Genomic DNA, 8,407 nt, shown 5'->3' on the forward strand with positions numbered 1-8,407 from the left:
AATTTTTAACTAAAAATAATACAAAACTAAAATTTATATAAAATCAGTGGTAAATATTGCCTCATGTCATTATCCGTCAAATTAAAAAAATTCATGTTAAAAAATGGTGCTAATGAAATAGGATATGCAGACATAACCAATTTTACACCAAAACCCGGATTGAATGTAGGGGTTGTTTTTTACATAGCTTATCCCAAAGAAACCATAAGAAATATGCAAAATGCACCAACTAAAGAATATCTTAATGAACTAATAGAACTCAATTCCAGATTGGATGAACTGGGCATGAAATGTGAAGAGTTTTTAATAGATAATGGATATGATGCTTATGCACAAACAAAAAAAAGACTAGGAACTGATTTTGGTGAGTTCAATTCATTTGAGTTACCTCATAAAACCATTGCCACCCGTGCAGGTCTCGGCTGGATTGGAAAATCCGCATTATTTACAACATTAAAATACGGATCTGCATTAAGATTATCCTCAGTATTAACAAATGCTCCCTTAGATATCGGAAAACCAATACTCAAATCAAAATGCGGTAAATGTGAAATATGTAAAGATGCATGTCTCGGTGGTGCGATAAGTGGTAAAGAATGGAATTACAAGCTTCACAGAAATGATTTTTACGACGATAAAAAGTGTGAAAAATATGCCTTAAAGATATCTGAAGAAAATTTGGGAAAAGCAGATACAGTATGTGGAAAATGCATTTACGTTTGCCCACATACACAAAAATACATTAAAAGACTATAATTTTACTGCATATCTCAAATCATATGCTTGAGAGCTAATTTCTAAACCCTGAATTTTTTTATCCATATGGACTGTTTGAAGCTCATCATTTGCATCAAGAGAAACAACAAAACCCATTTTGGTCCAAAAGGTTAATGCCCCATCCAAGTTTTTATGAGTATGCAAATAAATGTCGTCATAACCAACTGCATTAGCAAAACTTTCAGCTACACTAAACATTTTAGAAGCTAAGCCACAACGTCTGCAGCGCCTGTCAACAAATAATCGCCATATACTTGAAGTAGTTTCTTTAGAATACAAATGTCTAAACTCTGGAAAATCTTTATCATAAGCCCTAATACCAATAGTTGCTATGATTTCACCAGTTTCCTCAGCATATGCAACAAAAAAATTATTCTTTTTCGGATCGATATAATATTCCTTCATGTTCATAACATCCTGATGCCATTCAGGAACATAATCATATCCAAATTCAATTTTTATCATATTAAACAAGAATTTCTGAACATCTGCAATTTGCTTAGAATCATTGCTTAATTCCTTAATAATTACATTCATATTAATCCCTTTTAGAAAAAAGTATTACATTTTAGAAATAAATTAATCAATTAGTAATACTTTTTTATTAATTTTGATTAACTTTAATATTGATAAAGAACAAATTAGTATATAAAATTTGTCATTTGAATTATTAGGGTGATTTAATGGAAAAATTATTAGATGTTGAAAACGTTTCTATTTCATTTATTCAATATACCCAAGGTTTAAATCAAAGAGATTTAAAAGTTATCACCGATTTAACTCTAGATATATCTGAAGGAGAAATATTGGCAGTATTAGGTTCAAGCGGATCAGGTAAAAGTTTACTTGCACACGCAATATTCGGAATCCTGCCTGAAAACGCAAACCTGAACGGAAAAATCAAATACAAAGGAAAAGAACTATCACAAAAAGACAAAGAAGAAATCAGAGGAAAAGACATAGTGCTAGTACCACAATCAGTGAACTTCCTTGATCCACTAATGAAAATATCTGACCAAGCAATCGGACACACTGAAACGGATGAAGAAAGAAAACAAAAGAAAACAAAGCAAAGGGAAATCTTCGAACATTACAACCTAGGTCCAGAAGTGGATGACATGTACCCATTCCAACTATCCGGAGGAATGGCAAGAAGAGTACTTGTATCAACAGCATTACTATCAGACCCTAAACTCGTCGTAGCGGATGAACCAACACCAGGTTTAGACCAAAAAACAGTAGAAGAAACATTAAATCACTTCAAACACATGAAAGAAGACGGAATAGGAGTACTACTAATCACACACGACATCCACGCTGCACTGGAAGTCGCAGACAGAATAGGAATATTCTACTCAGGATACGTAATCGAAATCGCACTCAAAGAAGACTTCACAGGCGATGGAGAAAACCTGCTCCACCCATACACAAAAGCACTATACAAAGCACTGCCCGCAAACGGATTCGAACTAACCAAAGGACACCAACCGCTACACGGAGAAATACCAAACGGATGCCCATACTATGACAGGTGCGAAATGAAAATGGACAAGTGTAAAGAAGAAAGGCCAGAACTAATTGACCTCGGAAACAAAAAAGTTCGCTGTTTCAAATACGAAGAAGGTGCATAAAATGGAACTTAAAGCAAAAAATATTTCATTCAAATATCCATCCGCTAAGAAATATTTATTGAAAGAGGTTAATCTTGAATTGGACAATAATAAAATAATTGGATTAATTGGAGACAGTGGTAGTGGAAAGTCTACATTATGTAAAATTTTATCAGGTTATGTAACAAAATTTGAGGGAGATGTAACATTTGATGGAAAACCATTACCAAAAAAAGGATTTAAACCTGTTCAATTAATTTACCAACACCCAGAAAAAGTAATGAATCCGAAATGGAAAATGCAGCAAGTTCTGGCTGAATCTTGGGATGTTAGCGATGAAGCCCTAAAAGAATTTGGTATTCAAAAATCATGGTTGACCAGATTCCCTCAAGAATTATCAGGAGGAGAACTGCAAAGATTTTCCGTTCTAAGATCTCTAAATCCAAATACAAAATTCCTAATTGCAGATGAAATGACAACAATGCTCGATGCAATCACACAGGTACAAATCCTAGATTCAGTTTTAAAGATAGTGAAAGAAAGAAACATGGGATTTTTACTAGTAAGCCACGATATGGATTTAATAGACACCATATGTGATGATAAAATATACTTAAAAGATATTAATGGTGCATAACCATTAATATTAACATCTTTTTTTAAAAAAAACTTATTAATAATTATTTAAATAACTTAAAAAATTGTAATACAAATTAATCAAATAAAATAATACTATATATATAAATAAATCAACATTTAGTAATAATTAATACTTTTTTTAAAAAAATAAGCCTTTTGTAATACTTTTTTTAGAAATACTTAAATAATTATAAAATAATAAAAATAAATTAATTGTTATTAATTAAATAATATGATTTTTAATAAAAATAATAACAATTGCTTTAAAAAATATTCGAAATTGGAGAAATAATACATGAATCAAAAATATCTTATCGGAATAATTGCTGTGGCTATTATTGCAATTATTGGTGGAGCGATTCTCATGGGAGGATCTTCACATGAAAGAGCAGATAATGCACTCGTAGTTGCTGCTTATAGTCACGGTGGAGAACCAGAAGCTGGTTTTGACCCTATACTTGGGTGGAACTACTATGCTGAACCTTTAATCCAATCCACCTTGTTAAAAATGACAAGAGGCATGGAATATGAAAATGATTTGGCAACAAGTTGGGAAGCAAACGATAACTATACAGAATACATCGTAAACATCAGAGACGATGTTAAGTTTACTGATAACACAACCTTAGACGCTGAAGATGTAGCATTCACTTACAACGAAGCTAAAGCTAGTGGAGCAAGTTTAGATTTAAGCAGTATGAATAATGCAACTGCAGTGAATAAAACTACAGTTAAATTTGAATTAAACAAATCAGATTCAACATTTGTTGATAAATTTGCATACATTGGTATTGTACCATCTGATTCTTACAATAATGAAACTTATGGTTCACAACCTGTTGGATCAGGACCATATAAATTTGTACAATGGGATAAAGGCCAACAAGTAATCTTAGAGAAAAACCCTGATTACTATGGCAAACAACCTGAATTTGAAAAATTAACCATTCTCTTTGCACAGAATGAAGCTGCATTCAATGCTGCTAAAAATCACGAAGTAGATGTAGCTGCAGTACCATTAGCTTATGCTAACGAAACAGTTGATGGCTATGACATGTACCTTATGGACACCATTGACGTAAGAGGAATCTCATTACCAGTTCAAAACAACACTGGTGAAACCACACCAGAAGGAAACGCAATGGGTAATAACATTACTGCAGATAAAGCCATTAGAGATGCATTAAACTACGGTATTGACAGAACTGCAATATGTAATGGAGCATTGAATGGTATTGGAGTACCAAATTATGACGGTATTGCTCACTTATTGCCATGGGCAAATCCTGAAGCCTCTATTGATGATGGTGATGTTGATAAAGCTAAAGAAATCTTAAAAGAAGGTGGATGGGAAGACACTGACGGTGATGGAATCGTAGAGAAAAATGGTACAAAAGCATCCATTAATTTATATTATTCATCAAATGCCCCAGAAAGACAAGCAATTGCAGTAACCATTGCTGAACAAGCAAAAGAATTCGGTATTGAAGTAAATGCAACTGGTTCAAACTGGGACGAAATGGATGCAATTAAAAATACTGACCCAATCGTATGGGGATTCGGTTCAACCGATCCATCAACTATGTGGGGAGAATACTATAGTGACCAAGCAGGAATTGGATACAATAACCCTGCACTCATAAACAACAGTGCTATTGATGCCCACATTGACAATGCTATGAGCTCTGACCGTAACTCATCATACTCAGAATGGTCTGCAGTATCATGGGATGGCAGTACTGGTATTTCACCAAAAGGTGACGCAGCATGGTTATGGGTTGGAGAAATCAAATACGGATACTTCGTCGATAAAAGCTTAAATATCTCCAACAGTACTGAATTATTACAACCTCATGGTGGAGATATATTCGGTAACATCTTCGATTGGACACGTATTGCTTCAATTGAAAAATAACTTATCGACATATGAGTTAAATTATTCAATTTAACTCATCTCTTTTTCCCTTTTTATATAGGAGTTATCGCATGATAAAAAATGAAAAATTACTTAAATTTTTAGGAAAGAAAATTGTTAGATTTTTAATTTTGCTCATTTTTGTCATATTATTAAGTTTCTTATTAATCGATATGTCTCCAATTAATCCTGTGAAATCCTATATCGCCAATCTTGGTTCTGTTTCACCAGAAAAAATTGCTGCTTTAGAAGCATATTGGGGAGTTAACGAACCAATTACCACTAAAATGCTTAATTGGCTTGGAAATATACTGCATGGAGACTTTGGGACATCTTTAATATTCAGAATGCCAGTGATTAACGTTATTACAGAAAGATTTACCGCATCATTAATATTAATGTTAACTTCATGGATATTTTCAGGAGTTTTAGGATTTGCTTTAGGAGTCATCGCTGGCTTTAAAAAAGATACAATAATTGACAAAGCAATTAAAGTTTATTGTTACATTTTACAATCCGCACCTACATTTTGGATTGCTTTAATTATACTTATGGTATTTAGTGTATATCTAGGATGGTTCCCAACAGGATTGGGAGTTCCAATTGGAACATTAAGTGAAAATGTATCCATCTGGGAATGGCTAAACCGTTTAATATTGCCAATGATAACATTAAGTATTGTCGGAGTTGCATCCATTGCACTATACACAAGAGACAAACTAATTGAAATTATGAATAGTGACTACTTTTTGTTTGCTAAAGCAAGAGGCGAAAGTGGATGGGACTTAATTAAAAGACATGGTATAAGAAATATATTACTCCCTGCAGTCACATTACAATTTTTAGGTTTTTCCGAATTATTTGGTGGTGCAGTGCTAGTAGAACAAATTTTCACTTACCCAGGAATTGGACAGGCAGCTGTTTCAGCAGGCCTTAGAAGCGATGTGCCATTATTATTAGGAATTGTTATATTCAGTGCAATTTTCGTATATTGTGGAAATTTAATGGCAGATATAATTTATAACTTTGTAGACCCAAGAATTAAAGAAGGTGAAGATGATGGTTAATCCAAATAAAGCGAGCATATTATATCCTCTTTCAAAAATGAATTTAAGGACAAAAACATTATTAACCATTGCATTAACAGTGACCTTTTTAGCCATAATTGTGATTTCAAGTTTATTTATTAATTCTGGAGATATAACAACAAATTTCAGTATTATGAATAGTCCCCCATCTTTTGAACATCTATTTGGTACTGATTGGATGGGTAGAGATATGTTTAGTCGTACTCTAAAAGGATTAGGCTTAAGTGTTCAAATTGGTGCCGGAGCATCAATATTAAGTAGTTTAATAGCTATTGCATTATCATTTATTGGAAGTGTCAATAAACATTTAGATACTTTTATTGCATGGTTAGTGGATTTATTCTTATCCGTTCCACATATCTTATTAATCATATTAATATCAATAGCATTAGGTGGAGGGGCCTTCGGTGTAACAATGGGTGTTGCACTAACTCACTGGACTTCACTTACAAGAGTCTTAAGAGCAGAAATTAAGCAAATTCAAACTTCCGACTTTGTTAAACTATCTGAAAGATTTGGAAAATCAAAATTTTGGATAGCAAGAAAGCAAATCTTACCCCTAGTAATTACCCAAATTATTGTTGGAACAATTTTAATTTTCCCACATGCAATCATGCACGAGGCAAGTGTAACATTTTTAGGATTTGGATTGTCACCTCATGAGCCAGCAATTGGTATTATTTTATCCGAATCAATGAAATATCTTGCAACAGGTGATTGGTGGTTAGCATTGTTCCCAGGTTTAGCATTGCTAATAATTGTATTGTTATTTGATATTGCCGGAGAAAACATTAAGAAATTGCTTGATCCTACAAGTGCAAACGAATAAGGTGATAACATGGATAAATTATTAGATGTTGAAAACGTTTCTATTTCATTCATTCAATATACCCAAGGTTTAAATCAAAGAGACTTGAAAGTTATAACCGATTTAACTCTAGATATATCTGAAGGAGAAATATTAGCAGTATTAGGTTCAAGCGGTTCTGGAAAAAGCCTACTCGCACACGCAATATTCGGAATACTCCCGGAAAATGCAAATTTGAATGGTAAGATTAAATATAAAGGAAAGGAGTTATCACAAAAAGACAAAGAAGAAATCAGAGGAAGAGATATAGTACTCGTTCCACAATCAGTTAATTTCTTAGATCCTTTAATGAAAATATCCGACCAAGCAATCGGACATACAGAAACAGACGAAGAAAGAAAAGAAAAGAAAAGAAAACAAAGAGAAATCTTCGAACACTACAACCTCGGACCAGAAGTAGACGACATGTACCCATTCCAACTATCCGGAGGAATGGCAAGAAGAGTGCTTGTTTCAACTGCATTATTATCCAATCCAAAATTGGTTGTGGCTGACGAACCGACACCGGGACTAGATCAAAAAACAGTAGAAGAAACACTAAATCACTTCAAACACATGAAAGAAGATGGCATTGGAGTACTTTTGATTACACACGACATTCATGCTGCACTGGAAGTCGCAGACAGAATAGGAATATTCTATTCAGGATACGTGATTGAAATCGCACTCAAAGAAGACTTCACAGGCACCGGAGAAAACCTACTCCACCCATACACAAAAGCACTATACAAAGCACTACCCGCAAACGGATTCGAACTAACCAAAGGACACCAACCACTACACGGAGAAATACCAAACGGATGCCCATACTACGACAGATGCGAAATGAAGTTCGACAGATGTAAAGATGAGAGGCCCCAACTAATCGACCTAGGAAATAAAAAAGTCAGATGCTTTAAATATGAGGAAGGTGAATAACATGGAACTTATTGGATCAAATATTTCATTTAAATATCCTTCAGCTAAAAAATACATATTAAAAGATATTGACATATATCTGGACAACAAAAAAATAACCGGTTTAGTTGGAGACAGCGGAAGCGGTAAGTCTACACTGTGTAAAATTCTCTCCGGATATGTACAAAGATATGAAGGAAGAGTAACTTTAAACGGTGAAGAACTTCCTAAAAAGGAATTTTGCCCAGTACAGTTAATCTATCAACATCCAGAAAAAGTAATGAACCCTAAATGGAAAATGGCTGATGTATTAGGTGAATCCTGGGAAGTTCCTGATGACCTCTTAGAAGAGTTCGGAATTCAAAAATCTTGGCTTACAAGATTTCCCCAAGAACTGTCCGGAGGAGAACCCCAAAGATTTTCTGTTCTAAGAGCCATAAATCCTAAAACAAAATTCTTGATAGCAGATGAAATGACAACCATGCTTGATGCAATAACCCAAGTACAAATCATTGACTCCGTCTTAAAAATAGTAAAAGAAAGAAACATGGGATTTATGCTGGTAAGCCACGATATGGATTTGGTCAACACAATATGTGATGATATAATCTAC

The 8,407-nt window shown here is 33.8% G+C and carries 9 protein-coding genes; 8 read left to right on the plus strand and 1 reads right to left on the minus strand.

Annotation, left to right across the window (positions count from 1 at the left end; all coding sequences use genetic code 11):
* The first annotated feature begins 63 nt into the window (after positions 1 to 63).
* Positions 64 to 756, plus strand: coding sequence for a 4Fe-4S double cluster binding domain-containing protein (locus ACJMLZ_RS01900; protein ID WP_405303690.1), 693 nt, complete (start codon positions 64 to 66; stop codon positions 754 to 756).
* Here the strand turns inward: ACJMLZ_RS01900 and ACJMLZ_RS01905 are convergent.
* The gene (locus ACJMLZ_RS01905) at positions 751 to 1,314 is read right to left on the minus strand and encodes a GNAT family N-acetyltransferase (protein WP_405303691.1); all 564 of its coding nucleotides are present in this window, start codon (positions 1,312 to 1,314) and stop codon (positions 751 to 753) included. The genes ACJMLZ_RS01900 and ACJMLZ_RS01905 overlap by 6 nt on opposite strands.
* Positions 1,315 to 1,460: 146 nt before the next feature.
* On the opposite strand from ACJMLZ_RS01905, the gene ACJMLZ_RS01910 reads away from it, so the two are divergent.
* From ACJMLZ_RS01910 to ACJMLZ_RS01940, 7 genes are all read left to right on the plus strand, one after another.
* A complete protein-coding gene (locus ACJMLZ_RS01910) occupies positions 1,461 to 2,408 on the plus strand; it encodes an ABC transporter ATP-binding protein (protein WP_405303692.1) in 948 nt (315 codons plus the stop codon).
* A 1-nt stretch (position 2,409) separates the two neighbouring features.
* The gene (locus ACJMLZ_RS01915; RefSeq protein WP_405303693.1) at positions 2,410 to 3,024 is read left to right on the plus strand and encodes an ABC transporter ATP-binding protein; all 615 of its coding nucleotides are present in this window, start codon (positions 2,410 to 2,412) and stop codon (positions 3,022 to 3,024) included.
* 297 nt (positions 3,025 to 3,321) lie between these two features.
* Positions 3,322 to 4,941, plus strand: coding sequence for an ABC transporter substrate-binding protein (locus ACJMLZ_RS01920; RefSeq protein WP_405303694.1), 1,620 nt, complete (start codon positions 3,322 to 3,324; stop codon positions 4,939 to 4,941).
* A 71-nt stretch (positions 4,942 to 5,012) separates the two neighbouring features.
* Positions 5,013 to 6,008 carry an ABC transporter permease gene (locus ACJMLZ_RS01925; protein WP_405303695.1) on the plus strand — a complete coding sequence of 332 codons (996 nt, stop codon included), beginning with the start codon at positions 5,013 to 5,015 and terminating at the stop codon, positions 6,006 to 6,008.
* On the plus strand, positions 6,001 to 6,858 hold the full coding sequence (locus tag ACJMLZ_RS01930) for an ABC transporter permease (RefSeq protein ID WP_405303696.1): 858 nt from the start codon (positions 6,001 to 6,003) through the stop codon (positions 6,856 to 6,858). Before ACJMLZ_RS01925 ends, ACJMLZ_RS01930 begins: the two co-directional genes overlap by 8 nt.
* A 9-nt stretch (positions 6,859 to 6,867) precedes the next feature.
* On the plus strand, positions 6,868 to 7,815 hold the full coding sequence (locus ACJMLZ_RS01935; protein WP_405303697.1) for an ABC transporter ATP-binding protein: 948 nt from the start codon (positions 6,868 to 6,870) through the stop codon (positions 7,813 to 7,815).
* Between the two features lies 1 nt (position 7,816).
* On the plus strand, positions 7,817 to 8,407 hold a 591-nt coding region (locus ACJMLZ_RS01940; protein ID WP_405303698.1), incomplete at its 3' end, for an ABC transporter ATP-binding protein.

The sequence above is a fragment of the Methanobrevibacter sp. genome (assembly GCF_045126245.1).
Taxonomy (GTDB): Archaea; Methanobacteriota; Methanobacteria; order Methanobacteriales; family Methanobacteriaceae; genus Methanocatella.

Bases quoted from the DNA above. Each gene is read 5' to 3' on its own strand.
- ACJMLZ_RS01915 (WP_405303693.1), top strand. From the start codon at position 2,410: ATGGAACTTAAAGCAAAAAATATTTCATTCAAATATCCATCCGCTAAG.
- ACJMLZ_RS01910 (WP_405303692.1), top strand. From the start codon at position 1,461: ATGGAAAAATTATTAGATGTTGAAAACGTTTCTATTTCATTTATTCAA.
- ACJMLZ_RS01920 (WP_405303694.1), top strand. From the start codon at position 3,322: ATGAATCAAAAATATCTTATCGGAATAATTGCTGTGGCTATTATTGCA.
- ACJMLZ_RS01905 (WP_405303691.1), bottom strand. From the start codon at position 1,314: ATGAATGTAATTATTAAGGAATTAAGCAATGATTCTAAGCAAATTGCA.
- ACJMLZ_RS01935 (WP_405303697.1), top strand. From the start codon at position 6,868: ATGGATAAATTATTAGATGTTGAAAACGTTTCTATTTCATTCATTCAA.
- ACJMLZ_RS01900 (WP_405303690.1), top strand. From the start codon at position 64: ATGTCATTATCCGTCAAATTAAAAAAATTCATGTTAAAAAATGGTGCT.
- ACJMLZ_RS01925 (WP_405303695.1), top strand. From the start codon at position 5,013: ATGATAAAAAATGAAAAATTACTTAAATTTTTAGGAAAGAAAATTGTT.
- ACJMLZ_RS01930 (WP_405303696.1), top strand. From the start codon at position 6,001: ATGGTTAATCCAAATAAAGCGAGCATATTATATCCTCTTTCAAAAATG.